The organism is Arachnia rubra (genome assembly GCF_019973735.1).
Taxonomy (GTDB): domain Bacteria; phylum Actinomycetota; class Actinomycetes; order Propionibacteriales; family Propionibacteriaceae; genus Arachnia; species Arachnia rubra.
On sequence record NZ_AP024463.1, the window covers coordinates 3,098,048 to 3,121,179 of the forward strand.

Annotated in this window: 24 protein-coding genes; 16 read left to right on the top strand and 8 right to left on the bottom strand. The window is 66.4% G+C overall.

Going from position 1 to position 23,132, the window contains the following annotated elements; genetic code table 11:
* The first annotated feature begins 263 nt into the window (after nt 1-263).
* From SK1NUM_RS14050 to SK1NUM_RS14080, 7 genes are all read left to right on the top strand, one after another.
* Nucleotides 264-953, top strand: a complete 690-nt coding sequence (locus SK1NUM_RS14050) for a YiiX/YebB-like N1pC/P60 family cysteine hydrolase (RefSeq protein ID WP_212323422.1) — start codon at nt 264-266, stop codon at nt 951-953.
* The gene (locus SK1NUM_RS14055; RefSeq protein ID WP_212323424.1) at nt 950-2,101 is read left to right on the top strand and encodes a hypothetical protein; all 1,152 of its coding nucleotides are present in this window, start codon (nt 950-952) and stop codon (nt 2,099-2,101) included. The genes SK1NUM_RS14050 and SK1NUM_RS14055 overlap by 4 nt, the downstream gene beginning before the upstream one ends.
* Nucleotides 2,102-2,203: 102 nt before the next feature.
* Complete coding sequence (locus SK1NUM_RS14060) at nt 2,204-2,440, top strand: addiction module protein (RefSeq protein WP_212323426.1); 237 nt, start codon at nt 2,204-2,206, stop codon at nt 2,438-2,440.
* Entirely contained in the window at nt 2,437-2,754 is a 318-nt protein-coding gene (locus tag SK1NUM_RS14065; RefSeq protein WP_212323428.1) for a type II toxin-antitoxin system RelE/ParE family toxin, read from the top strand. The genes SK1NUM_RS14060 and SK1NUM_RS14065 overlap by 4 nt, the downstream gene beginning before the upstream one ends.
* 227 nt (nt 2,755-2,981) lie before the next feature.
* Nucleotides 2,982-3,953 carry an NAD(P)H-quinone oxidoreductase gene (locus tag SK1NUM_RS14070; RefSeq protein WP_212323430.1) on the top strand — a complete coding sequence of 324 codons (972 nt, stop codon included), beginning with the start codon at nt 2,982-2,984 and terminating at the stop codon, nt 3,951-3,953.
* Nucleotides 3,954-4,140: 187 nt separating this feature from the next.
* Complete coding sequence (gene argG, locus SK1NUM_RS14075; protein WP_212327859.1) at nt 4,141-5,574, top strand: argininosuccinate synthase; 1,434 nt, start codon at nt 4,141-4,143, stop codon at nt 5,572-5,574.
* Between the two features lie 45 nt (nt 5,575-5,619).
* Nucleotides 5,620-7,308: a hypothetical protein gene (locus SK1NUM_RS14080; RefSeq protein ID WP_212323432.1), complete on the top strand. Its 1,689-nt coding sequence runs from the start codon at nt 5,620-5,622 to the stop codon at nt 7,306-7,308.
* On the opposite strand, the gene SK1NUM_RS14085 is transcribed toward SK1NUM_RS14080, so the two are convergent.
* The 3 genes from SK1NUM_RS14085 to SK1NUM_RS14095 all read right to left on the bottom strand — a co-directional run bounded on the left by SK1NUM_RS14085 (nt 7,302) and on the right by SK1NUM_RS14095 (nt 9,601).
* Nucleotides 7,302-8,036 carry a glycosyltransferase gene (locus SK1NUM_RS14085; RefSeq protein WP_223927638.1) on the bottom strand — a complete coding sequence of 245 codons (735 nt, stop codon included), beginning with the start codon at nt 8,034-8,036 and terminating at the stop codon, nt 7,302-7,304. The two genes, SK1NUM_RS14080 and SK1NUM_RS14085, sit on opposite strands and share 7 nt — an antisense overlap.
* Nucleotides 8,014-8,478 carry a GtrA family protein gene (locus tag SK1NUM_RS14090; protein WP_212323434.1) on the bottom strand — a complete coding sequence of 155 codons (465 nt, stop codon included), beginning with the start codon at nt 8,476-8,478 and terminating at the stop codon, nt 8,014-8,016. The genes SK1NUM_RS14085 and SK1NUM_RS14090 overlap by 23 nt, the downstream gene beginning before the upstream one ends.
* 82 nt (nt 8,479-8,560) lie before the next feature.
* Nucleotides 8,561-9,601: a glycosyltransferase gene (locus SK1NUM_RS14095; protein WP_212323436.1), complete on the bottom strand. Its 1,041-nt coding sequence runs from the start codon at nt 9,599-9,601 to the stop codon at nt 8,561-8,563.
* A 72-nt stretch (nt 9,602-9,673) separates the two neighbouring features.
* Here SK1NUM_RS14095 and SK1NUM_RS14100 point away from each other — a divergent pair, with 72 nt between their 5' ends.
* The 5 genes from SK1NUM_RS14100 (at nt 9,674) to SK1NUM_RS14120 (ending at nt 15,163) form a co-directional block, all read left to right on the top strand.
* Nucleotides 9,674-10,975, top strand: a complete 1,302-nt coding sequence (locus SK1NUM_RS14100) for a nucleotide sugar dehydrogenase (RefSeq protein ID WP_212323438.1) — start codon at nt 9,674-9,676, stop codon at nt 10,973-10,975.
* The gene (locus tag SK1NUM_RS14105) at nt 10,972-12,063 is read left to right on the top strand and encodes a glycosyltransferase family 4 protein (protein WP_212323440.1); all 1,092 of its coding nucleotides are present in this window, start codon (nt 10,972-10,974) and stop codon (nt 12,061-12,063) included. The genes SK1NUM_RS14100 and SK1NUM_RS14105 overlap by 4 nt, the downstream gene beginning before the upstream one ends.
* Before the next feature lie 4 nt (nt 12,064-12,067).
* Nucleotides 12,068-12,706 (top strand): PIG-L deacetylase family protein, encoded by a 639-nt coding sequence (locus SK1NUM_RS14110; RefSeq protein ID WP_212323448.1) that lies wholly within the window; start codon nt 12,068-12,070, stop codon nt 12,704-12,706.
* A 7-nt stretch (nt 12,707-12,713) separates the two neighbouring features.
* Complete coding sequence (locus SK1NUM_RS14115; RefSeq protein WP_212323450.1) at nt 12,714-13,379, top strand: WbqC family protein; 666 nt, start codon at nt 12,714-12,716, stop codon at nt 13,377-13,379.
* A gap of 356 nt (nt 13,380-13,735) precedes the next feature.
* Nucleotides 13,736-15,163, top strand: coding sequence for an ATP-binding cassette domain-containing protein (locus SK1NUM_RS14120; RefSeq protein ID WP_212323451.1), 1,428 nt, complete (start codon nt 13,736-13,738; stop codon nt 15,161-15,163).
* Nucleotides 15,164-15,366: 203 nt separating this feature from the next.
* Here the strand turns inward: SK1NUM_RS14120 and SK1NUM_RS14125 are convergent, their stop codons facing one another.
* The 5 genes from SK1NUM_RS14125 to SK1NUM_RS14145 all read right to left on the bottom strand — a co-directional run bounded on the left by SK1NUM_RS14125 (nt 15,367) and on the right by SK1NUM_RS14145 (nt 19,461).
* Entirely contained in the window at nt 15,367-15,690 is a 324-nt protein-coding gene (locus tag SK1NUM_RS14125) for a ribbon-helix-helix protein, CopG family (RefSeq protein ID WP_212323452.1), read from the bottom strand.
* A 379-nt stretch (nt 15,691-16,069) separates the two neighbouring features.
* Nucleotides 16,070-17,173 carry a 1-propanol dehydrogenase PduQ gene (locus tag SK1NUM_RS14130; protein ID WP_212323454.1) on the bottom strand — a complete coding sequence of 368 codons (1,104 nt, stop codon included), beginning with the start codon at nt 17,171-17,173 and terminating at the stop codon, nt 16,070-16,072.
* Nucleotides 17,174-17,339: 166 nt separating this feature from the next.
* Nucleotides 17,340-18,683: a PocR ligand-binding domain-containing protein gene (locus SK1NUM_RS14135; protein WP_212323460.1), complete on the bottom strand. Its 1,344-nt coding sequence runs from the start codon at nt 18,681-18,683 to the stop codon at nt 17,340-17,342.
* Nucleotides 18,665-19,102 carry a EutP/PduV family microcompartment system protein gene (locus tag SK1NUM_RS14140; protein WP_212323461.1) on the bottom strand — a complete coding sequence of 146 codons (438 nt, stop codon included), beginning with the start codon at nt 19,100-19,102 and terminating at the stop codon, nt 18,665-18,667. Before SK1NUM_RS14140 ends, SK1NUM_RS14135 begins: the two co-directional genes overlap by 19 nt.
* On the bottom strand, nt 19,099-19,461 hold the full coding sequence (locus tag SK1NUM_RS14145; protein ID WP_212323462.1) for a BMC domain-containing protein: 363 nt from the start codon (nt 19,459-19,461) through the stop codon (nt 19,099-19,101). Before SK1NUM_RS14145 ends, SK1NUM_RS14140 begins: the two co-directional genes overlap by 4 nt.
* Before the next feature lie 179 nt (nt 19,462-19,640).
* On the opposite strand from SK1NUM_RS14145, the gene SK1NUM_RS14150 reads away from it, so the two are divergent.
* From SK1NUM_RS14150 to SK1NUM_RS14165, 4 genes are read left to right on the top strand one after another with little or no spacing between them, the layout of a single operon-like run.
* A complete protein-coding gene (locus tag SK1NUM_RS14150; protein WP_212323464.1) occupies nt 19,641-19,919 on the top strand; it encodes a BMC domain-containing protein in 279 nt (92 codons plus the stop codon).
* Between the two features lie 12 nt (nt 19,920-19,931).
* The gene (pduB, locus tag SK1NUM_RS14155; protein WP_212323466.1) at nt 19,932-20,747 is read left to right on the top strand and encodes a propanediol utilization microcompartment protein PduB; all 816 of its coding nucleotides are present in this window, start codon (nt 19,932-19,934) and stop codon (nt 20,745-20,747) included.
* 11 nt (nt 20,748-20,758) lie between these two features.
* A complete protein-coding gene (locus SK1NUM_RS14160; protein ID WP_212323468.1) occupies nt 20,759-22,420 on the top strand; it encodes a propanediol/glycerol family dehydratase large subunit in 1,662 nt (553 codons plus the stop codon).
* A gap of 9 nt (nt 22,421-22,429) precedes the next feature.
* Nucleotides 22,430-23,125 carry a propanediol/glycerol family dehydratase medium subunit gene (locus tag SK1NUM_RS14165; protein ID WP_212323469.1) on the top strand — a complete coding sequence of 232 codons (696 nt, stop codon included), beginning with the start codon at nt 22,430-22,432 and terminating at the stop codon, nt 23,123-23,125.
* Nucleotides 23,126-23,132: the final 7 nt, after the last annotated feature.

The following is a 23,132-nucleotide window of genomic DNA, read 5'->3' on the forward strand; positions in this document are numbered from 1 at the left end:
CAAAACAAGCCTGTATATATTTGGCAATTACCTTGAATAATCCCCTCGAAACACGAGAGACATTCGGCCCATTGGTCGTCTTTTTGGACGACGTAATGACTTTTGCCTCCACCCCAACATGGCTCCGGCATGGGGATTTACTATTGTAAACATCGAGGCGGCACCGGAGGTTGAAAATTCTTTCACATATATCCTTCACCCTGCGGCAGCATCGTGTTAGCGTCAAGCCAGTCCAAAAGCAACTCCACGAGGGAGAAACCGCAATGAAGAGGTTGATTGGAAGCATAGTGGTGATGGCACTCGGGTTCCTCGGGCCCGCAGCCGTGGCACACGCCGACGGGCAGGACACCGAGGAGGAGGCCTGGGCCCGTCTCAATGAGCAGATCAATGCCGACTTCGAAGCCGGGCGTCTCACGCCCGACAAGGGCGAGACCGAGCTCGCACACGAAGACGGCATCCAGCCCGCCTCCAGCAGCGGAGGCAGCAACCAGGGAACCGGCACGCCAAAGGGGTACATCGGCTACTACCCGCAACGCCGGGGCGTGATCCTGGTCACCGACGACAAGTTTGGCGGGATCATACCCACCGGTCACGCAGGTATCGTCTACAGACCAGGCGTCACTGTGGAAGCTATAAACGACGGTGTGGTCCGGTTGAACACCTACTGGTACAACGATAAGAAACAGGCCTATGGGGTGACTGTGCGCGGCACCTCGACCGCCCAGGACGCCAAAGCCGCTGACTGGGCCAATGCCCAGGTCGGCAAGCCTTATAACCTCGCTTTCTTCAACGTGGATCAGCGCGACCGCTTCTACTGCGCTCAACTGGTGTGGGCCGCTTTCAAGGATCTGTACGGCATCGATCTCAACACCGAGGAGAACGGCAAGGCCATTCATCCCATGGAGCTGGTCAAGACCCCGAACACCAAGCTGGTCTACAAGATGCGGCCATGAGTATCCGGCGCCGCGTGATGGCAGCCCTCGCCCTGGCCGGGATCACCGCCTGGACGGCAGGCTGCATCGGGGATGCCGAGATCCGGGGGGACTGCAGCACCGGGGTGGCGGTGCTGTGGTCCTCCGAGACCGCCTTCCCCTCCTGGGTGGAGATATGGACCACCGGCGGCCGGCAGGCCAAGATCAGAGCCGACGTCCAAGGGATCCATAAAGTTGCTGAGTTCAGTGGCGCAACGCCTTCTCCCTGGTTTTCTACCACTGGCAATACCGTCCACGACAAGTCCAGCATTGGCCGGCTCAATCGCAGCGACTGCTCGGTCCAGATCACCCAACTTAAAGAAACCGCACCTTTTGATTTCGCCGATGTGGCAGGTCACCCTGCGGTCTCCTACCTCCGGGAGATCGGCAACACCGAGGTAGATGTCTACTCCCCCGAGGGCACCCGGCAGGGCAGCTACCGCACAGGCAATGCCGAGCCATCGCAACTGGCCGTCTCCGGAAGCGACCTGCTGGCCTTCACCACCACCATGACCAGAGACGCCACCCCACCCCAAGGCCCCGTCGAGTTACAGACCATTAGCGGCCCGCCAGAGAACCTGACCCTCTCCAACCGGGTCAACCTCTCCAAGGCCTTCGACTGGCCATCCATCGACGGAAGTGTCGGCGATGCCACTGTCCTGGACGGCAAGGTCTACTTCGCTCTGCCAACACTTGAAAACCAAGACGTGGAGCCAATGCTTGACCTCAAGCTCACCACCCTCGGAGTGGTGGATCAGGCCTCCGGACGCGTCGACCAGATCCAGCTGGAACACGACATGCCCTACCAGGTGGAGCAGCACAATGGGCAAATCTACGTGGCTCACACCTTTATCAACCCGGCATACCGCGACTTCAGCGAATACCGTTATATCTCCCGCATCACACCCGAAACCGGAAAAGTGGAAACCTTCGACGTCGGACCGTTACTCAGAGAGATCGCATTCTCCGACGGCCTGCTCCACGTCCTCCACTACGACCGAGAGAATCCCGTCCTCGAAATCTATCAACCCGAGACCATGCAGAAACTCGCCACCCACCATCTCCAAACACCCACCGGGGATTACTACTACATCGGAGCCATCGGACTCGGAACGCCATCGGGAAGATGATCTGAACGGAGCCCAGGCTGCGAGACCGACTGCACCATACCCGGTCCTGGCTGCTGCGAAACTGGCGCGGTGCGGCAGCGGCCGACCGGGTAGGCTTGGCTTATGGCACCGGACACTGCAAGGCTGATTCGAGACGTTCTCGCGCTCGACGCTGATCGTCGCGCGGTCGTCGCTAACGTTCTGCTTGAGAGCATCCACGACACCGATGAGACCACCGAGGTCGATGCCGCTTGGCGTGCTGAAGCCACCAGACGACTCGCCGAAGCACGTTCTGGCGCAGTCGAGCTCGTGGATGCCGATGAGCATTATCGGCGTTTGCGCGATTCCCTCACCGCATGACTCTCAGCCAATGGGAGCATCCCGAAGCAATTGCCGAGTTTGACGCTGCTGTGCGCTGGTATGAAGAGCAAAAGCAAGGTATCGGCCTTAGATTCATTGAACACGCACAGCAGGCGCGACTAGACATTGCAGAATGGCCAGACGCAGCCCCGCTCTTCGCAACCGGTGACGATGGAACGGTGATTCGCAGTAAAAGGGTTCGCGGCTACCCTTACCACGTTGTCTATTCGGTGGAACCAAACCTCATCCTCATTCTCGCTTACGCCCATGATCGCCGTGAACCTGGCTACTGGCTTGACCGGCTCAACAGCTAATCCGGAAGGACTAGCCTACTGATCGATGCACTGTCCGTATCGAGTTTCTTGCTCCGGCGAGGACGCCCGCTGGCCTTAACCCATATTTGCTGGTCATATTGCCGTTTGCTGGCCTCACAGCACAGGCAAACGTGAACAAGGCCAGCAAACAGAATTTCAGAGGCAGGCCGGCGGGCAGACCGGGAAGGGCAGTCCAGCGATCTGGCGACTCGCATAGACTCGGCGTCATGCGAGCTGTCATCGTCGAGGAGCCCGGGGACATTGAGGCCCTGAACATCGAGGAAACCCCCACCCCCACCCCGCAGCCCGGGGAGGTGCTGGTGCGCACCGTCGCTGCAGGCGTGAACCGCGCCGACCTCCTGCAGCGCCGCGGCTACTACCCGCCCCCGAAGGGCATCACCGACATCATCGGACTGGAGGCCTCCGGAGTCGTCGAGGCGACCGGCGACGGCGTGACCAAGTGGCAGCCCGGCGACGAGGTGGTGGCGCTGCTCGCCGGCGGCGGATATGCCGAGTACTTCGTCGTCCCTGAGGGACAACTGACCTCCCCTCCCCCGTCGGTCGACCTCGTGACCGCGGCGGGGTTGCTGGAGGTCGCGGCCACGGTGGTCTCGAACATGGACGTCGCCGGGTTGAAGCCCGGGGAGACGCTGCTGGTGCACGGCGGGGCCGGGGGCGTCGGCACCTTCGCGACGCAGTACGCCAAGGCCCTGGGCGCGCACGTCGTCGCGACAGCCGGCAGCGACCCGAAACTGCTCCACTGCCTGGCGCACGGCGCCGAGGTGGCGCTCGACTACCACGGCGACTGGGTCGACGGCGTACGCCAAGCCACCGGCGGCCACGGTGCCGACGTGATCCTCGACATCATGGGCGCCAAGTACCTTGAGGCCAACGTCAAAGCCTTGGCCAAGCGCGGCCGGATGGTGGTGATCGGCCTCCAGGGCGGCACCAAGGGGACCCTCAACCTGGGCCTGCTGCTGCAGAAGATGGGCACCATCGCCGCGACGTCGCTGCGGTTCCGTCCCGCCGGCGAGAAGGCCGAGATCTGCACTCAGGTCGCGGAGAAGGTGTGGCCGAAGATCGCCTCCGGCGAGATCCGTCCCGCCCCCGAGACCCGCGTCCCCTTCGACGAGGTGCGCCGGGCGCACAAGATCCTGGAGTCGGGCGACAACGTCGGCAAGCTGGTCCTGGAGTTCTGAGCAACATCCAGCTGGCGCTGCTGGCCCTGCCACAGGTTTGCTGGCCTTGTTCACGTTTGCCTGTGCTGTGAGGCCAGCAAACAGCAATAAGGCCAGCAAAACCGGGTTAAGGCCCCGCGGCATTCGGACCCCGCGGCATTCACTCTGCGCGATTACCGGTGCGCGATTCGGCAGCGGGTCTACTAGGCTGGCGGCCGTGACCAAGGTTCTGACTTCTCTTCCCGTCGGCGAGCGCGTCGGCATCGCATTCTCCGGCGGCCTCGACACCTCCGTCGCCGTCGCGTGGATGCGCGAGTCGGGCGCCGTCCCCTGCACCTACACCGCCGACATCGGCCAGTACGACGAGCCCGACATCGCGTCGGTGCCGGGCCGCGCCGAGGTCTACGGCGCCGAGATCTCCCGGCTCGTGGACTGCAAGGAGGCCCTCGTCGCGGAGGGACTGTCGGCGCTGGCATGCGGCGCCTTCCACATCCGCTCGGGTGGTCGCGCATATTTCAACACCACCCCTATCGGCCGGGCCGTCACCGGGACGCTCCTGGTGCGGGCCATGGCCGAGGACGACGTGTTCGTGTGGGGTGACGGCTCCACCTACAAGGGCAACGACATCGAACGGTTCTACCGCTACGGCCTGATGGCGAACCCGAGCCTGCGGATCTACAAGCCATGGCTCGACGAGGATTTCGTCTCGCTGCTGGGTGGCCGCGCGGAGATGAGCACCTGGCTGACGCAGCGCGGCCTGCCCTACCGCGACTCCAAGGAGAAGGCCTACTCCACGGACGCCAACATCTGGGGCGCCACCCACGAGGCCAAGACCCTGGAGGAGCTGAGCGTCTCCCTGGAGACGGTGGAGCCGATCATGGGCGTCAAGTTCTGGGACCCGGCGGTGGAGATCGCGACGGAGGACGTCTCGATCCGCTTCGAGCAGGGCCAGCCCGTCGCCATCAACGGCAAGCACTTCGACAGCCCCGTCTCCCTGGTGCTGGAGGCCAACGCCATCGGCGGCCGCCACGGCCTGGGCATGAGCGACCAGATCGAGAACCGCATCATCGAGGCCAAGTCACGCGGCATCTACGAGGCCCCCGGCATGGCGCTGCTGTGGATCGCCTACGAGCGCCTGCTGTCGGCCATCCACAATGAGGACACCCTGGCGAACTACCGCTCCGAAGGCCTCAGGCTGGGCCGGCTGCTGTACGAGGGCCGCTGGCTGGACCCGCAGTCGCTGATGCTGCGCGAGTCGATCCAGCGCTGGGTGGCCTCCGCCGTCACCGGGGAGGTGGACCTCAGGTTGCGCCGCGGCGACGACTACACCATCCTCGACACCCGCGGCCCGAACCTGTCCTACCAGCCGGAGAAGCTGTCGATGGAGCGCGTCGAGGACGCGGCTTTCGGGCCCACCGACCGCATCGGGCAGCTCACCATGCGCAACCTGGACATCGCCGACTCCCGCGAACGCCTGGAGCTGTACGCCGCCCAGGGCACGCTGCTGGCGGACCACGCCGACCTCATCGGCCGCCTGGAGCAGGGCGGGGCCGCGAAGATCGCCGCCCTCGGATCCGGGAAGACGACGGAGGAGGTCGAGGACGCGGCCCTGCGGTCGGCCATGGACTTCGGCACCGACTGAGCCCCCGCAGGTGCCAGCTAACGCGGACAAGCAGAGGACCCCTCGATGAGCCGACACCTGGATGCCCCGGCCCGGCATGCGCTCCGGCGGGTACCCAAGGGCCCGGTCATCGCCTACGGCGTGCTGACGCTGATCTGGGTGGTGCTGTGGCGTTTCCCCGTCCTGATGGCCGACGACCGGTTCTTCGCCATCGCCTCCGAGCTGCCGGGCGGCGCCCAGACCTGGGACGGGATCGTGAAGACCTTCAAGGACTGCTGGAAGCTGATCAACGGACGGCTCGTCGACGGCTTCGGGACGGTGCTGTTCGCCTTGGGAAACACTGGGATCCGCCTGGCAATGGCGTTGTTCTACGTCGCGCTGACAGCCATGGTCTGGGTCTACCTGCGCCTGGCCGCCGAGGCGATGCGGCGGCCCCTGCCTGCGCTGTCCGGGAAAGACGCCCGCGGCAGGACCTGGATCTGCTGGCTGCTGGCCGCCTCGTGGCCGTTCACGCTGATCGGTCTCAGCGCCGGGGTCGCCGGGGAGAGCGTCATGCTGATGGCCGCCACGTGGAACTACGTGTTCCCGCTGGCGCTGCTGCTGGCTGCCCTCTATCCCCTGTTCCGGCGGTGGGCTGGGCGTCCGGCGGCGTGGTGGGCCGAGCTGCTGTCCGTCCCGCTGGTGTTCGTGACCTTCCTGATGCACGAGCTGGTGACCGTCACGGGTGTAGTCCTGGTGGGGGTGGCCCTGCTCACGGCGCGCTCCCGGATGGTGACGGTGCCGGTCGGGGTGATCACACTCAGCGCGGTCCTCGGGGTCTATGTGAAGTTCACGGCCCCCGGGCTGCGGGCGCGCGTCGCGACATACCAGGGCATCGACCCGGCCCTGCTGACGACCCCGCGCGCGAAGCTGGTCAGCGGAGCGATGGCGCTGAACCTGTGGCCGCAGCGGGACCTCAAGCTGCTGCTGGCGCTGGCCGCGGTCCTGGTCTTCGCCGTCTACCTAGCGTGGCGCAGCGGACTCTCGCCGCTGCGGCGGCGGTCGCTGGCGGCCTGCGCATCAGCGATGACGCTAGGGGTGTTCGCGTGGCTGGCGGCCAACGTGCACTTCGTCCGGGAGCAGAAGCGCGTCGGAGGGACGGACCTGGACGCGATCAGCAACCTCCTCGGCGAGGCGGTCCTGGTGCTGGCCGCCGCCGGGGTCTTCGTGGCCGGTGTCCTGCTGGTGCTGTTCCTACTGCCCAGGGACCTGCTCTCGCCGCTGACAAAGGCCACGCTGCTGGCGGCGTTCCTCACGTCCGGGGCGGTGGCGTACTCCAGCTCGCCGCACTACGCCTGGGTGCACAGGACGTTCTACCTGTCGGGGATCCTGACGATCCTGGCGGTGGTCATGGCCTGCTCCGACCTGCTCGGACACGCCGGGCAGCGACGCCCCGAGGCCAGGCCAGCGTCCTTCGCGGCCCCCGTCCTGCTGGTCGCGGTGGCGCTGCACTCGCTGGTGATCACCGGCACCCAGCTGGCGGTGAACTGGGCGACCTGGCGGGGCGTCGAACAGCAGGTGGCGGCGGTCAAGGCCGGGCAGCAGAGCACGGTGACGGTCCCAAGCTTCCTGCCGTGTCCCAGCGTGACGTGGTATTTCACCAGCACATATCCCGAGCTCGCGGCGCATCAGTGGCGGATCTACTACGGCCTGGACCGGGACGTGCCGGTCCGGGTGCAGGTTCCCGAGACCGTCTACTCCTGTCCGGTTCAGTGACTCTGGCGTAGCTCCCTGCGACGGGCCCGGAGCCTGAGCAGGCCGAAGGCCATGTCCCGGATGTCGCCCAGCCGGATCCGGGTCTTGCCGTCGTCGTGGCGGGGAGCCAGAGTGACAGGCACCTCGATGACCGGCTTGCCCTGCTGCTGGGCGAGATAGACGATCTCGGTGCTGGCCAGGTAGCCGTCCTCACGCAGGTCGGGAAGCCGCGCAGCCAGCCAGTCGCGCGGCGCGAAGATCGTGCCCTGGCAGTCGGCGACGGTCATGCCGAGGACGACCCAGCGCAGCACCCGATACCCACCGGACATGACCGAGCGCAGCAGCGAGCGGGGCACCCGCGATTCCCGGTGCGCCTTCGACCCGACGACCAGGGCCGTCGCGTCCACCCGCCGCCAGGCGTCGATGTCCGTCAGGCCGAATGGGAGGTCGTCGGCGGTCAGCAGCAGCGTCTGACCGCTGGCGCGGCGGATGCCCTCCCGGTAGGCCGCGCCCAGGCCGACGTCCGACTGGCAGGCCAGGACGGGGAACGGCCCGGAGGTGGCCGCCAGGCGCTGCGCGACCTCCCAGGTGTCGTCTGTCGAGCCGTTCTCGACGATGATCACCTCGATCCCGGCGTCCCCCAGCTCCCGCCGCAGGAGGTCCACGGTGCCCTCCAGGCGGGTGCCGCTGTTGTGGGCGGGCACGATGATCGACAGCACCGGCATGTCAGGACCGCTTCGTCTCGGCATGCCCGTCCGGGACCGCGTCCTGCCCGCCGTTCCCAGCCGCCGTGGCCCGGGATGTGCCGGCGTAGACCCAGTGCTTGTAGGCGAAGTAGTTCCAGGCGGTGGTCAGGACCGTCGCGATCAGCTGCGAGGTGCCGAGCCCGATGCCGAGTCCCTCGTTGCAGAGCGTGACGACGACGGAGACCACGATCGAGTTGAAGGCGACGAGAATCGAGTACCGGACCAGCGACCCGGCGACCGGGGACTTCGACTGGAAGGCGAAGATCCGCTGCATCGCGTAGCTGAATCCGAAAGTGCCCCAGAAGGCGAGCATCGCCGCGACGCTGGTGGGCCATTTCAGCCCCACCTGGAAGACGTTCAGCAGGACGACGTTGAACACGAACGCGAGACCCCCCGCCAGCACATACCTGACGGCGCTGTTCTTGACGATCCTGGAGAAAGCCACCCTTATCCCTGTATCCCTGCCCAGCGATTCTCACACCCCCTCAAGGGACCTCGCCGCGAGTCGGGCGTGGCAATGCGCCACTCTATCCCAGCCACGGCGCCAGCCGTTCGGCTGAGAGCCGCCCGTCATGCCACGTGTGCGCGAACTCTCGGCCCGCGGCCGCCTGGGCGCGCAGCTCGTCGCGGCGGTCACGGATGGAGGCGACCACCTCGTAGAGCGTCTGAGGTGTGGCCTCCAGCAGCTGTGGCGACTCCGGCATTCTCTCGCGTACCGCGTCGATCATGCGTCCGACACAGACCCGGCCCGCGGCCATCGCCTCCACGGCCGCCACCCCGTAGGAGCCGAACATCACCTGATCCACCACGACGTCGCAGGACTTCACGAGCTCCCGCAGCTGCGCGTGGGGCAGCCCGGACGGCGCGACGTACTCGATGGCCCCTTCGTCGTGGAGACGGCGCAGCACCGGGTCGATGAACTGGGTGCCCTTGATCGGCGGGTGCCGCTGCGACGGGACGTGCACCACGAGCGGACGTTCGCGCTCCAGCAGCGGCGCGTCCGAGGCCCACGCCCCGACGTCGACCACCACGGGCAGCCAGGTGCTGGACGGCAGGTCGAAGCCCATGTCGGGGGTGGAGTGGAACACCGGCCAGCCGCAGCCCTCTGCGAAGCCCCGGTTGATCTCGGTGCGCCGGATCAGCGAGGCCCGCCAGTCGTCGTCGCCGACGGTGAAGTACGACCACTCGTCGCGGGCCATGTGCGCCAGGGGGTCGCGGACGTCGGAGCCGTGCGCGATCAGCGCCATCGAGTAGCCCATCTCCGCCAGCTGCCGGGCGTCGGCCTGGAAATGGGAGGCGCGGTCCCAGCGGGCGAAGGACATGAAACCGTCGAGCGCGACGTGGGTGACGCCCTCGAACATCCGCCTGGCACGGGACTTCCACGCGACGGGGGTGCGGAAAGCGAACCGGCCCAGCAGCCGGTCTACCTCGAAGTGGAAACCGCCGCCGCGCAGCGGCACCCCGGAGAACGACCACGCGTCCGCGGGCAGATGGGCGGCCACGGCCCGCGCCCAGGCGGTGGCCTGCCCGGCGTAGTTCGACGGCCCGATGGCCAGGACTGGTCTCATGCGGCTCAGGTTATCGGGTGGGTAGAATCGCCTCGGCAGCGCGCCAGTTCTCACCGTTGGAAGGATCCTTTCGTGAAGATCGCCGTCATCGCACTCGGCAAGATCGGCCTGCCGTTGGCAGTCCAGTTCGCAGACATGGGCCACGAGGTCGTCGGCGTCGACGTCCAGCAGGCCGTGGTGGACAAGGTCAACGCAGGGATCGAGCCCTTCCCGGGTGAAGCCCACCTCCAGGAGAAGCTCTCGGAGCTCGTCCCGGCCGGGAAGCTGCGCGCCACCACCGACTACAGCGACGCCATCCCGGGCACCGACGCGATCGTGATCGTCGTCCCGCTGTTCGTCAACGACGAGACCTGGCAGCCGGACTTCGGCTGGATGGAGGCCGCCACCCGCTCCTTCTCCGAGCACCTAACCCCCGGCACCCTCATCTCCTACGAGACCACGCTGCCCGTCGGCACCACCCGGAACCGCTGGAAGCCGATGATCGAGGAGATCTCCGGGCTGACCGAGGGCAAGGACTTCCACCTGGTCTTCTCGCCAGAGCGGGTGCTGACCGGCCGCGTCTTCGCGGACCTGCGCAAGTACCCGAAGCTGGTCGGCGGCCTCTCCGAAGAGGGCACCCGCAAGGGCATCGACTTCTACGAGCAGGTCCTCACCTTCGACGAGCGCCCCGACCTGCCCCAGGGCAACGGCGTGTGGGACATGGGCTCCGCGGAGGCCGCCGAGATGGCCAAGCTCGCCGAGACCACCTACCGCGACGTCAACATCGGCCTGGCGAACCAGTTCGGCAAGTTCGCGGCCGCCAACGGCATCGACGTCCACAAGGTCATCGACGCCTCCAACTCGCAGCCCTACAGCCACATCCACCGTCCCGGCATCGCCGTCGGCGGCCACTGCATCCCCGTCTATCCGCGGCTCTACCTCTACACCGACCCGGATGCCACGATCGTGCGCACCGCCCGCGAGGCGAACATGACGATGCCCGAGTACGCGATCGCGCTGGCCGAGGGTGCGCTGGGCGACCTGAAGGGACGCCGCGTCGTGGTGCTGGGCGCCTCCTACCGGGGCCGGGTGAAGGAGACCGCGTTCTCCGGGATCTTCCCGACCGTCGACGGCCTGAGGGCCCGCGGCGCCGAGGTGCTGGTGCACGACCCCATGTACACTGACGAGGAGCTCGCGAAGTACGGCTTCACCCCGTACCACCTGGGCGATCCCGTCGAGGCCGCCATCCTGCAGGCGGACCACCCCGAATACCTGGAGCTGGCTCCCTCCGACCTGCCCGGCATCGCCGTGATCGTCGACGGCCGCGGCGCCCTCGACCCCGCACGCTGGGAGGGAGTGGCCTACCGTTCGATCGGTGACGGCACAGCTCGATGAAACGGGTCCGGCACCTCTCGTCGGTCCATGACGTCCACGACACCCGCGTCACCTACAAGGAGTGCGCGTCTCTGGCCGCGGCGGGACATGACGTCGCGCTGATCGACTGCCACGACGGCGACACCGACGTGGCGGGGGTGCGGGTGATCGGCCTGGGTGCACCGCGCGGCCGCATCGACCGGATCTTCCGCAAGACGTGGGCGATTTTCCTCCGAGCGCTGCGGGAGCGCGCAGACATCTACCATTTCCACGACCCCGAGCTGATGGGGGTGGGGCTGGCGCTGCGGCTGTGTGGCAAGAAGGTCGTCTACGACGTCCACGAGGACGTCCCGCTGCAGATCATGAACAAGACCTGGATCCCGGGCTGGCTGAAGAGGCCGCTGTCCGGGATCGTCCGGGTCCTGGAGGGGATCTCGGGACGGGCGCTGAGCGCGATCGTCGCCGCCACCCCGTCGATAGCCGCCAAGTTCCCGGCCGCGAAGACGGTGGTGGTGCAGAACTTCCCCGAGAAGGGGCTGGCGAACCAGCGCAACGAGAAGCCCTTCGGCGAGCGGGACAACGCCTTCATCTACGTCGGCGGGCTGTCCGAGCAGCAAGGGCTGTTCGAGATGCTCGCCGCCTTCGAGCAGCTTCCCGGCGGCGTGACGGGCCTGCTGGCAGGGAAGTTCAAGCAGCTCCAGGAGCAGGCCGAGGCCCATCCGGGGTGGCAGCATGTCCGCTATCTGGGCCCGCTGCCCCGCGACGAGGTGGTGGCCGGGCTGCGTGACGCGCAGGTCGGCATCGTCCTGGACCACCCGATCAGCAACTACGTCGAGGGCTATTCGACGAAGATGTTCGAGTACATGGCGTGCGGGCTGCCGTTCATCGCCTCGGACTTCCCGCTGTGGCAGCGGATCGTCGCCGAGCACGATTGCGGCATCACCGTCGACCCGTTTGACACCGACGCCGTCGCGCAGGCCCTCGGCCGTCTCCTCAGCGATCCGCAGGAGGCGGCCCGGATCGGCGAGAACGGCCGGCAGGCAATCCTGCGCAAGTACAACTGGGACGTGGAGCTGGGCAAGCTCCTGTCGTGTTACGAAAGCCTCTGACGTGATGATCATCCCCGAACGGATCCTGGTACTCGCCCCGCACACCGACGACGCGGAGCTCGGCGCGGGCGGGTCGATGGCCAAATGGTTGGAAGCAGGGGTGGACCTGCACGTGGCGGTGTTCTCGACGGCGGAGGACTCGCTGCCCGCTGGGTCATCGCCGTCGCAGCTGGCCGACGAATGCAATGCGTCGCTGGACGTCCTCGGGGTCAAGCCGGAGAACCGCACGATCCTGCACTACCCGGTGCGCAAGCTCGGGTACCACCGCCAGGAGGTGCTGGAGAACATCGTGGAGCTGGCGCGGCGCCTGGATCCCGGCTGGATCCTGATCCCCTCCGGCTCCGACCTGCACCAGGACCACGCCACGATCCATGACGAGGCGCTGCGGGCGTTCAAGCACAAGACGGTGCTGGGCTATGAGCTGCCGTGGAACCACATCACATTCTCGGCGTCGGCCTTCGTGACGCTGGAGAGACATCACCTGGACACCAAGTGGGAAGCACTGACGAAGTACACGTCGCAGCTGGAGATGGGCAGGCCGTACTTCACGCGTGAGTTCCACGAGTCCCTCGCCCGGGTGCGCGGCCTCCAGGTGAAACACGACTGGGCCGAAGCCTTCGAGCTGATCCGCGTCGTCCTGTGAGCCGGGCATGATAGTCACCATCCACCAGCCGAACTTCGCCCCGTGGACGGGGTTCTTCGACAAGATGACGAAGGCGGATGTCTTCGTCCTGCTCGACACGGTGCCCTTCACCAAGGGCGGCTTCCAGAACCGGGTGAGGATCAAGGGCACGGGGGGCCCGCAGTGGCTGACGGTTCCGGTGCACACCAAAGGCCGGCTGGGACAGCTCACCTCGCAGGTGGAGACCAACGAGCTGAAGCCCTGGCGCAGCGACCATCTCAAGACCCTCCAGACCTTGTACGGACGCTGCCCGGGGTACGAGGCGGCCGCGGCGATGCTGGAGGCCGTCTACGCCCCCGGGACGACGAATCTGGCGGATCTGTGCACCGACCTGATCACCCGGCTGCGCGACCACTACCAGATCCCGGCGCGGCTGGTGCGCTCGTCGGAGCTGGAGGCGACGGGGTCGGCCTCCGAGCTGCTGGCTTCGATCACCGGGGAGCTGGGCGGGGACGTGTACCTGTCGGGGCCGTCGGGCCGAAACTACCTGGACGAGTCAGTCTTCGCGGACCGCGGGATCGCACTGGACTACCACGCCTACCAGCCCGTCCCCTACCCGCAGCCGCACGGCGACTTCGCCGGGGGGCTGAGCATGCTGGACCACCTGGCCTCCGGAGCAGATCCCTGGTGGTGACGAGCGGTCGTTCCTGTTTCACCGGGATTCATCGATGTCCGGTTCCTTCGGCATCGGATATTCTGATTGAAAAAACAATCATTCATGTCAGCCGGTCGTCTGACAAGAAATCTGAGCATTCGCGGCAAAAAACGACCCTCCCCGACCGGTTTGGCTCGCAAGGAAGGCAAACCAGCGGTAAGGTCCTATCTGCGGAATCTCAGTTAACCAAGGGCAGGTTCGCTACGCCAGTGACTCCGTCATCGCCTAGAGTCGGGGCATGTCGCCTTCCTGCCGGGAGAAGGACTCACCTGGATCCTGCCCGGTGCTGAGAAGACGGCTTCGCGTTGCGGACAAATGACAACTACGAGGTATGCATGTGGGATAAGGAACCGCTGCTGGCGGTCCGAGGGATGCGCAAGTCCTTCGGCCGCCTTGAGGTGCTGACCGGGGTCGACATCGACCTCCAATACGGGGAGGTGCTCGGCATCGTCGGCCCCAACGGCGTGGGGAAGTCCACCATGGCCTCGATCATCGCCGGCTACACCTCGGCCGACGAGGGGGTGGCCAGCCTCGGGGGTGGCGCATGGGATCCACGACGGATCATGCTGATCGACCCCCAGAACGAGCTGGACCCGAAGCTCACCGTCGTCGAGGCCATGTTCCGGCACGTCGAGGGGCAACACAGCCTCGCGGAGCTGATGACCAGGGCGAAACGGATCCTCTCCGAGACCGGGATCCCGCTGTCCCCCACCCACCGGCTCGGCGGCCTAAGCCACACAGAACGCCGCATGGCGGAGGTGGTGCGGATGCTCGCCGACCCACGGGATGTCATCGTCATCGACGAGCTCAGCAACGCCCTCAACTCCGAGGAGCTGGAGGACCTGCGCTACGCCCTGAACCGGACCGTCGAGGAAGGGCGGGGAGTCCTCTACATCACGCACCAGCTTGAGGAGGCACTGCGACTGTGCAACCGCATCGCGGTGCTGCGTGACGGCAAGGTCGAGGCGATCTTCGACTCGGCTACCACCACCGTTGAGGAGCTCACCGAGGCGATGTTCGGCTCGGTCGTCGAAATCACCCCGCGCCGCGCCAACGCCACCGCCGACGTGGTGATGGATGTGGCCGGCCTGGAATGCACGAAGGAGCCGGTCTCCTTCCAGCTGAACCGCGGCGAGGTCCTGGGCTTTACCGGCGTCAGGGACTCGGGCGTCGAGGAGGTCCGCGACGCGCTGATCGGGAAGCGGCCCGCCTACATGGCGTCGCTGACCGTGGATGGCCGCGCAGCCCGCATCACCGCCCCCCGCGACCTGCCGGCGCTCGGCATCGCGGTGCTGACCAACATGCTCGACCCCGAGAGCGAGGCCCACGCGGCCCGCAACATCGTCATGCTCGACGGCGGCGACAACGTCGACGACGAGGCCATCGAGGACACCACCCGGATCCTGCTCATGCTGAAGGAGTCGGAGACCCGGATGAGCGAGATACTGCACCGTCCCGTGCAGTCCACCGGACAGCGCCGCTGGCAGCAGATGCAGGAGATCGCGAGTCAGAACGCCCGCATCATGATCCTGATCCAGCCCACCGACGGCCTGGACATCGCCACCCGGGAGCGTTTCGTGCGGCTCCTGGAGGAGATCACCGGCCGCGGCGTCGGGGTGCTGCTGTTCACCACCGACGAGCGGGAGCTGCACCAGTTCAGCGACCGGGTGATCGTCATGTCCGGCGGCGCAATCCAGGAGGAGTGGGACACCAGGTCCATCACCGCCGACCACCTGCATGCCGCAGCACGCCGGGGAGCCTGACCACCGAGTCCCCCGCTAACCAACACTGGGAGTGCTGTTACGACGGATTGGCCGCGGCCGGTTGCAGTAACCGCATCGGGGCTGCCGATGAGGCTCTGCAAGCGAATTGTCAGGGCACTATTCGTCGTGATCTTCATCGGCGGCGACCTGCTCTTCCGCCGCACCACCACGGCGGAGCGGCTGCGAGTTAGCCAGACGACAGATCAGGCACTTTCCTTCAGGTAAGCATCCAGGGCTGCGCGCAGTACGTCAGAGCGGCGGCGCCCAGTGCGCTTCGCCAGGGAATCCACCTGTTCCCCAACACTGCTAGGGACCCGGAATGCCAGATACACCGAGGGTCGTTGTTCCGGGTCCAGATGGGGACGCCCAGCAAGTCCATGCCGCTCAACTTCATCCGCCAGCTCATCGGCCATCGCATTGGTCAACCGCGTCCCATCAGGAAGCCGGTAGTCCTGGGCATCCAGATCCACGTATTCCTCAGCGTCATCAAAGAACAGCTTTCCCAGCCCTCCACCCACGGTTCCCATCTCTACCTCCTTACATCAGTAGGCATAACATGAATGATCAGCAGGATCGGTTCCCCCGTCCGCTCATCGATCACCGGACGGCCCAGAATCTCCAGCTCAACTCCCCTGGAGCCCTCACCCACCCAGGCCAGATCACCATTGACCAGATCCACCGTGCCGGTTCACGATCACCTCACGCGCCTGGTGCGGAAGACACCCGATGCCTCCGGGCCGACTGAGCGAATTTAACCTGCACCCAATTATGTTACACAAAACCGGTTTGGGTGTTGAAACAGGGGCTTGGCTGGCCTTGCGCAGCTGCCGTGCAGCATTCCTGCCACGACAGAATCGCTGGTCTGGTCCAGGGGGAACCTGGACCAGACCAGCGACCATGGGGTGCTCAGGCGATCTTGCGTACCAGGGCTTTGAGGTCCTCGGCGGTTGGTGCGACCGGGTTCGTCGGGGTGCAGCCATCGGCCAGGGCCGCTGCCACCAGCTCGTTCTCGTCGCGGCGCACGTCGGATGCGCTGACCTTCAGGTCGGACAGGCGCGCCGGGATGCCAAGCTGGCCCCTGAGCTTCTCCACCGCCGCGACCAGCGACATCACCGCCGCGCGGCCCTTCGACGACGGCGCGATCATCTGCCCGATCTGCGCGTAGCGCTCCGCGGCCTTGGGGTTGCCGGCCGCGTTGAACTCGATGACGTGCGGCAGCAGCAGCGAGTTCAGCCGGCCATGGGCAATCGGGTAGTGCCCGCCCAGCGCGTGCGCCAGCGAGTGCACGATACCCAACCCGGCATTGTCAAAGGCGATCGCAGCCATGCATGCGGCGTTGTGCATGTGGGAGCGGGCCTCCAGGTCGTCGCCGTGGGTGTAGCAGCGCAGCAGGTTGGCGAAGATCAGCTTGATGGCCTTCTCAGCCATGGCGTCCGAGAGGTCGTTGGCGTCGGTGGCCACGTAGGCCTCGATCGCGTGGGTCAGCGCGTCCATGCCGGAGTCAGCGGTGATGTGGGCAGGCACCCCAGCCACCGCAGCCGGGTCCAGGATCGCCAGCTTCGCCACCAGGTCCTCGGAGATGATCGGGATCTTCGTGTGCGTCGTCTCGTCGGTGACGACGGCAAACGACGTCACCTCGGATCCCGACCCGCTGGTGGTCGGGATGGCGACGATCCCCAGGGGAGCACCGAATCCGGCCTCAAGCGCCGTCTTGTGCATCACCTTCGCGGCATCCATCGCCGACCCGCCGCCGTAGGCGACGACCACGTCAGGCTGGGCCTTCATGTAGACCGCGACGCCCGCCCCGATCTCGGAGGTGGTCGGGTTCGGCTTCACCCCGGTGTACACACTCACCCTGTCGCCAAGCCGCGCGACCGCCTGCTTGTAGACGTCGGTGGTGGCCAGGAAGTCGTCGGTGACGAGAAACACCGACTTTCCACGGAACTCGTCGAGTGCCTCCAGCGCCCCTGCCCCAACACTGACTCTGGTGGCGAGTCGGAATTCCTTCATATCTTGCTCCTGTCTTCCCCCGGTTGTTTGTTTCTCCCCTGAGCCGCAGGTATCCGTCCCTGCGGCTCGGCCGACGTCGCGGTCGGCACCTCTCGACCCGGTATGCCTGTCTCATGGGCGATGCGAATCATCCAGCGCAGGATGTGCACCGACGAGCGGACCCTGGTCATGCTGCTCTCTTGCTGTGTTCCCTCCGGTATTCCGACGGGGTCACCCCGACGTGCTTCTTGAACTGTCGCGAGAAGTAGTTGAGCGGGGTGAAGTCCAGCTCAGCCGCGATCCGCAGCACCGGCTTGTCGGTGTGGACCAGCACGAACTTGGCGCGTTCGAGCCGTTTCGCGGTCACGTAGTTGATGAAGCTGGAGCCGGTGCGTTCCTTGAACTTGCGTGCAAAATGCGACTCCGACCACATCAGGTAGGAGGCGGCCTTGCTCAGCGTCAGGAACGACGATGGGTCCTTCTCGATCTCGTTGAGCAGCGTCGCCAGGCTCCGCTCCCCGCCCCGGGCCGTCGGCTCCAAAAGGTTATGAACGCGGATCAGCAGCTTCTCGCAGTACACCTGGCACTCGTAGCGGTTCATGGGCCCGCGGCGGCGTCCCCGGTGGCGGGTGACGATCTGGGAGATGTCACGCCCGAACTGCACGGCCTCGCTGGTGGCGATGCCGATCATCATGTCCTCGTACTCGGACAGCTCCTTGGGATCCACCTTCTGGCTCCAGCGCGGCAGCAGGTGGTCCAGGTAGCTGCCGAGCAGCTCCAGGTTCGCGGCGGCATCGCCCCGGGCGATGTTGCGCGCGACGATCGGGGCCTCCAGCGAGATCTGCCGGTTCACCGACTCCACGGGGATCAGCGGCAGGGGCTTGCGGGTGCCGGCGAGCAACGGCGCCAGCGCCACGTTGCCACTCGGGTCGGGGATCTGGCCGAGCCGTCCCAGCACGGTGCCCGCCACGGCGAAGTCGGCCTCGCCCAGGGTGGATCCGAGCCGCGCGTTCGCCAGCCCGACGATCTCGTTGGCCGCGGCCTGCAGCTTGCCGAGGTCGACCACCGCCACCTGGTCCAGGAGCTTCGCGGTCTCCTCGTGCTCCAGTACGTCGGAGGCCCCGACGATCTGCTGGAGGTGATGCTCCCCCTCTGTCAGCAACACCTGCCCGGCCATCACGGCCCCGAGGTACTGGGAACCCCACATGATCGAGACGGAGAAGTCCACGAGCCCGGCATGACATCGGTACACGACCGGACGTCCCTCGATGGCGCTCTGCAGCCCACCGTGGGCGTCACAGCTGAAGCACTTGGCCCGGATCGCAGGATCGCGCCGCAGGTACTGGCACAGGGTGCTGAACCGCGACGCCTCCGTCACAGGACGGCCCATGGCGTCGACGGTGATCATCGCCAGGCCGGTGGAGGAGGCGAAATCGTCCTGGATGCGCTGCAGTTCGGCGACGTCGATGAGGCTGCGCAGGTCAAGGGGCGCGGTGACGCCCGCCGGCGGGGTCACGATGGGGTCCGGCACAGCACCTCCCGCACCTGGTCGAATCCCTCGCCCGTGACCGAGTCGACGGCGAGGATCTCACCGGCGCCTGCGCTGGTCAGGTGCTCGATGGCCTCGTGGATCTGCCCATCCGTGGCTATCCCCGCCTTCGTCACAACCCCCAGCACCTCGCGGTTGAAGGTGGTGGCGAAGCCGGGCGGGAAGCGCGTCTCGTCCGCGGTGGCCGACTGGATCAGCACCACGACGTCCACGTCATAGGACGCCAGCATCAGCGCATGCTTGTAGCGGCCCACCTCCAGGTACTCGCCGGGGGTGTCGATGGTGGTGGCGAACGTCTCGATGGCCTGGGTCTTGGCGTACTCGATCGGCAATCCCTGGAGGCACTGCCTGAACGTCGTCTTACCGGCACCGATGCTGCCGACCAGCAGGATGGACCTCATGTCCGGGTCAGCGGGGCTGGGGTGAATCCGAGGACCTCCTGGAGGGTGTTCACGATGCCCGTCACGGAGGACTCGACGTCAGCGAGCTGGCCGGTGACCAGGAGCGACCCGGAGAAGCGGTCGACGAAGGCCAGCTCGACGCCCGCCGACTTGGTGGCTATGTCGGCGGCGATCACCGCTGCCTCGCCCGGCGTGATGGTCAGCACCCCGATGGCGCCGCGGGTTCCCGTCGGCAGGCCGATCTTCGGGTAGAGGTGCGGATCCGGGTTGGCTATCACGTGAGCGAGCGTGACCTGCTTACCAGGCACGAACTCCTGGATGATGCGGGTCTTGTCGGTGAGATCGGTCAGCTCGGTCATTCATCGCTCCTCTGGGATGCAATCACGATAGGGCCACTTCGTCCCTGGTTCAAAGGCCCTCCAGAAGTCTGATCAAGAATATGTAACAACCGGGGCGGACTGTGTATCCGATGAGGCTCTATGGTAGCAGTGACGGGTGTGACTGGCCCGTCACTAGGAGTAACGACGAAGGAGTCCGCATGCAGGAAGCGCTCGGGATGGTCGAGACGAAGGGCTATGTCGGAGCGGTTGAGGCCGCCGACGCCATGGTCAAGTCCGCAAATGTGTCCCTGGTGGGCAAGGAGAGGATTGGCGCCGGCTACGTGACCGTGATGGTGCGCGGCGACGTTGGAGCGGTCAAGGCCGCGACTGACGCGGGCGCATCGGCCGCGGAGCGGGTGGGCGAACTCGTCAGCGTCCACGTGATCCCCCGCCCCCATAATGATGTATCCAAGATCCTCCCCGGCCAGGCCAAGTAGGAGTATTGAACAATGTCTGAGGAAATGATCAACAAGGTCTTGGCCGAAGTGGTCAAGCAGATGGGTGGCGAGGGCCCCGCACCGTCATCCGCTCCCGCAGCCCCCACGGCCGCACCCACGCCCGCGGCCGGCTCCGTTCCCGCCGTGACCGAGTTCGTCGGCACCAACGCCCTCGGTGACACCATCGGCCTAGTGATCGCGAACGTCGACTCGCAGCTGCTCAAGGCGATGAAACCGGAGAAGGAGTACCGCTCCATCGGCATCCTCGGCGCCCGCACCGGTGCCGGCCCGCACATCTTCGCCGCCGACGAGGCCGTCAAGGCCACCAACTCCGAGATCGTGTCCATCGAGCTGCCCCGCGACACCAAGGGCGGCGCCGGCCACGGCTCACTGATCATCTTCGGCGCCGAGGACGTCTCCGACGCCCGCCGCGCCGTCGAGGTCGCCCTCGAAGAGCTGGACCGCACCTTCGGCGACGTCTACGGGAACGAGGCCGGACACCTCGAATTCCAGTACACCGCCCGCGCCTCCCACGCCCTCAACAAGGCGTTCGGCGCCCCGCTCGGCAAGGCCTTCGGCATCACCGTCGGCGGGCCCGCCGCCATCGGGGTCGTGCTGGCCGACACCGCGGTCAAGGCCGCGACGGTCGATGTCATCGGGTATGCCAGCCCCGGCGACGGGACGAGCTTCTCCAACGAGGTCATCTCGTTCCTGAGCGGAGACTCCGGCGCGGTCCGGCAGGCCATCGTCGCCGCCCGCGAGGTGGGTATCCCCCTCCTCGGCTCCCTCGGTGAGAAGCCCGAATCCATCACAACCCCCTACATCTGAGGATCGATCTGATGCGTTCCAAGAGGTTTGAGGCGCTCGATGCGCGCCCAGTGAACCAGGACGGGTACGTCAGCGAATGGCCCGAGGTGGGCCTGATCGCCATGGACTCCCCCAACGACCCGAAGCCGTCGATCAAGCTGTCGGACGGCAAGGTGGTGGAGCTCGACGGCAAGACCCGCGACCAGTTCGACATGATCGACACCTTCGTCGCCGACTACGGCATCAACCTGGAGCGGGCCGAGGAGGCCATGGCCATCGACTCCCTCCAGGTGGCCCGCATGCTGTGCGACATCAACGTGCCACGTCACAAGATCATCCCGCTCACCACCGCCATGACCCCGGCCAAGCTCACCGAGGTCGTCGGCAATATGAGCGTATTGGAGATGATGATGGCGGTCACGAAGCTGCGTGCCCGCAAGCAGCCCGCCAACCAGTGCCACGTCACCAACGTGCTCGACCACCCGGTGCAGATCGCCGCCGACTCCGCTGAGGCCGCGCTGCGCGGCTTCGCCGAGCAGGAGACGACCGTCGGCGTGGTCCGCTACGCCCCGTTCAACGCCCTGGCCCTGCTGGTGGGCGCCCAGACGGGCCGTCCCGGCATCCTGACGCAGTGCGCGGTCGAGGAGGCCACGGAGCTGCAGCTGGGCATGCGCGGGCTGACCGCCTACGCCGAGACCGTCTCGGTCTACGGCACCGAGGCTGTGTTCATGGACGGCGACGACACCCCGTGGTCGAAGGCGTTCCTCGCCTCCAGCTACGCCTCCCGCGGCCTGAAGATGCGCTTCACCTCCGGCACCGGCTCCGAGGTGCAGATGGGCTTCGCCGAGGGCAAGTCGATGCTGTACCTGGAGTCCCGCTGCCTGTTCGTGACCAAGGCCGCCGGCTCGCAGGGCACGCAGAACGGCTCCGTCAGCTGCATCGGCGTCCCCGCCGGTGTGCCCGGCGGCATCCGCGCAGTCCTGGGCGAGAACCTGATCGCCATGATGCTGGACCTCGAATGCGCCTCCAGCAACGACCAGACGTTCACCCACTCCGACCTGCGCCGCGTGTCGCGGTCGCTGATGCAGTTCGTGCCCGGCACCGACTTCATCTGCTCCGGCTACTCGTCCACCCCGAACAGCGACAACATGTTCGCGGGCTCCAACTGGGACGCCGAGGACTTCGACGACTGGAACATCATCCAGCGCGACCTGCGGGTCGACGGCGGCCTGACGCCCGTCCTGGAGGAGGACGTCATCGCGGTGCGCCGCAAGGCCGCCCGGGCCCTACAGGCCGTCTTCGATGAGCTGGGGCTGCCCGCCATCACGGACGCCGAGGTGGAGGCCGCGACCTACGCCCACAGCTCCGAGGACATGCCGAAGCGCAACGTCGTGGAGGACCTCAAAGCCGCCGAGGACATGATGAACCGCGAGGTCACCGGCGTCGACGTGGCCAAGGCCCTGTCGCGCGGCGGCTTCGAGGATGTCGCCGAGGCGGTGTTCAACCTGCTGAAGCGCCGGGTCGCGGGCGACTACCTGCACACGTCGGCCATCTTCGACGCCGACTTCAACGTGAACTCCGCCGTCAACTACCCCAACGACTATGCGGGACCGCAGACCGGGTACCAGATGGACGATGAGCGCTGGAACCAGATCAAGACCATCCGCCAGGCCATCAGCCCCGAGAGCATCTGAAGGTGAGTCATGGACATTGACACAAACGCCCTGAAACAGATCATCGCGCAGGTGGTCCAGGAAATGACCGCCGGCGAGTCGCAGGCCGCGACCCCGGCCTCGCCCGCCACCCCCGCCGGCTCAGGCGGCACGGCGACGATGCCCGCCACGGCGTCCGGGAAGCTCACCCTCGCGGAGGCCGGGGACGCGGAGCGCGGCTCCGACCCGAAGGAGGTCGTGATCGCGGTCTCCCCGGCATTCAGCTCCCTGATCCACGAGACGATCATCGGCCTGCCCCACGCCGACGTCCTGAAGGAGATCACCGCCGGCATCGAGGAGGAGGGCCTCAAGTACCGGTTCGTGAAGATCTACAAGAGCGCCGACGTCGGCTTCATCGCCCACCAGGCAGCGAAGCTGTCGGGCTCCGGGATCGGGATCGGCATCCAGTCGCGCGGCACCACGGTCATCCACCAGAAGGACCTGCCGCCGCTGTCGAACGTGGAGCTGTTCAGCCAGTCGCCGCTGATCGACCTGGAGACGTTCCGGGCCATCGGCAAGAACGCGGCCAAGTACGCCAAGGGCGAGTCGCCGCAGCCCGTGCCCATCCGCAACGACCAGATGGCCCGGCCCAAGTACCAGGCCATCGCGGCCCTGCTGCACAACAAGGAAACCGCCCAGTGCGACCTGGCCAAGAAGCCCCAGGCGCTGCGGGTCAGCACCGCCTAGGAGAGTG

Excerpts from the sequence above, each read along its gene's own strand:
- SK1NUM_RS14110 (WP_212323448.1), top strand. The coding sequence starts at position 12,068 with ATGATCATCCCCGAACGGATCCTGGTACTCGCCCCGCACACCGACGAC.
- SK1NUM_RS14065 (WP_212323428.1), top strand. The coding sequence starts at position 2,437 with ATGACTCTCAGCCAATGGGAGCATCCCGAAGCAATTGCCGAGTTTGAC.
- SK1NUM_RS14095 (WP_212323436.1), bottom strand. The coding sequence starts at position 9,601 with ATGAGACCAGTCCTGGCCATCGGGCCGTCGAACTACGCCGGGCAGGCC.
- SK1NUM_RS14060 (WP_212323426.1), top strand. The coding sequence starts at position 2,204 with ATGGCACCGGACACTGCAAGGCTGATTCGAGACGTTCTCGCGCTCGAC.
- SK1NUM_RS14160 (WP_212323468.1), top strand. The coding sequence starts at position 20,759 with ATGCGTTCCAAGAGGTTTGAGGCGCTCGATGCGCGCCCAGTGAACCAG.
- SK1NUM_RS14080 (WP_212323432.1), top strand. The coding sequence starts at position 5,620 with ATGAGCCGACACCTGGATGCCCCGGCCCGGCATGCGCTCCGGCGGGTA.
- SK1NUM_RS14120 (WP_212323451.1), top strand. The coding sequence starts at position 13,736 with ATGTGGGATAAGGAACCGCTGCTGGCGGTCCGAGGGATGCGCAAGTCC.
- SK1NUM_RS14055 (WP_212323424.1), top strand. The coding sequence starts at position 950 with ATGAGTATCCGGCGCCGCGTGATGGCAGCCCTCGCCCTGGCCGGGATC.
- SK1NUM_RS14130 (WP_212323454.1), bottom strand. The coding sequence starts at position 17,173 with ATGAAGGAATTCCGACTCGCCACCAGAGTCAGTGTTGGGGCAGGGGCG.
- SK1NUM_RS14140 (WP_212323461.1), bottom strand. The coding sequence starts at position 19,102 with ATGAGGTCCATCCTGCTGGTCGGCAGCATCGGTGCCGGTAAGACGACG.
- SK1NUM_RS14150 (WP_212323464.1), top strand. The coding sequence starts at position 19,641 with ATGCAGGAAGCGCTCGGGATGGTCGAGACGAAGGGCTATGTCGGAGCG.
- SK1NUM_RS14165 (WP_212323469.1), top strand. The coding sequence starts at position 22,430 with ATGGACATTGACACAAACGCCCTGAAACAGATCATCGCGCAGGTGGTC.
- SK1NUM_RS14145 (WP_212323462.1), bottom strand. The coding sequence starts at position 19,461 with ATGACCGAGCTGACCGATCTCACCGACAAGACCCGCATCATCCAGGAG.
- SK1NUM_RS14115 (WP_212323450.1), top strand. The coding sequence starts at position 12,714 with ATGATAGTCACCATCCACCAGCCGAACTTCGCCCCGTGGACGGGGTTC.
- SK1NUM_RS14105 (WP_212323440.1), top strand. The coding sequence starts at position 10,972 with ATGAAACGGGTCCGGCACCTCTCGTCGGTCCATGACGTCCACGACACC.
- SK1NUM_RS14070 (WP_212323430.1), top strand. The coding sequence starts at position 2,982 with ATGCGAGCTGTCATCGTCGAGGAGCCCGGGGACATTGAGGCCCTGAAC.
- pduB (WP_212323466.1), top strand. The coding sequence starts at position 19,932 with ATGTCTGAGGAAATGATCAACAAGGTCTTGGCCGAAGTGGTCAAGCAG.
- SK1NUM_RS14125 (WP_212323452.1), bottom strand. The coding sequence starts at position 15,690 with ATGGGAACCGTGGGTGGAGGGCTGGGAAAGCTGTTCTTTGATGACGCT.
- SK1NUM_RS14050 (WP_212323422.1), top strand. The coding sequence starts at position 264 with ATGAAGAGGTTGATTGGAAGCATAGTGGTGATGGCACTCGGGTTCCTC.
- SK1NUM_RS14085 (WP_223927638.1), bottom strand. The coding sequence starts at position 8,036 with ATGCCGAGACGAAGCGGTCCTGACATGCCGGTGCTGTCGATCATCGTG.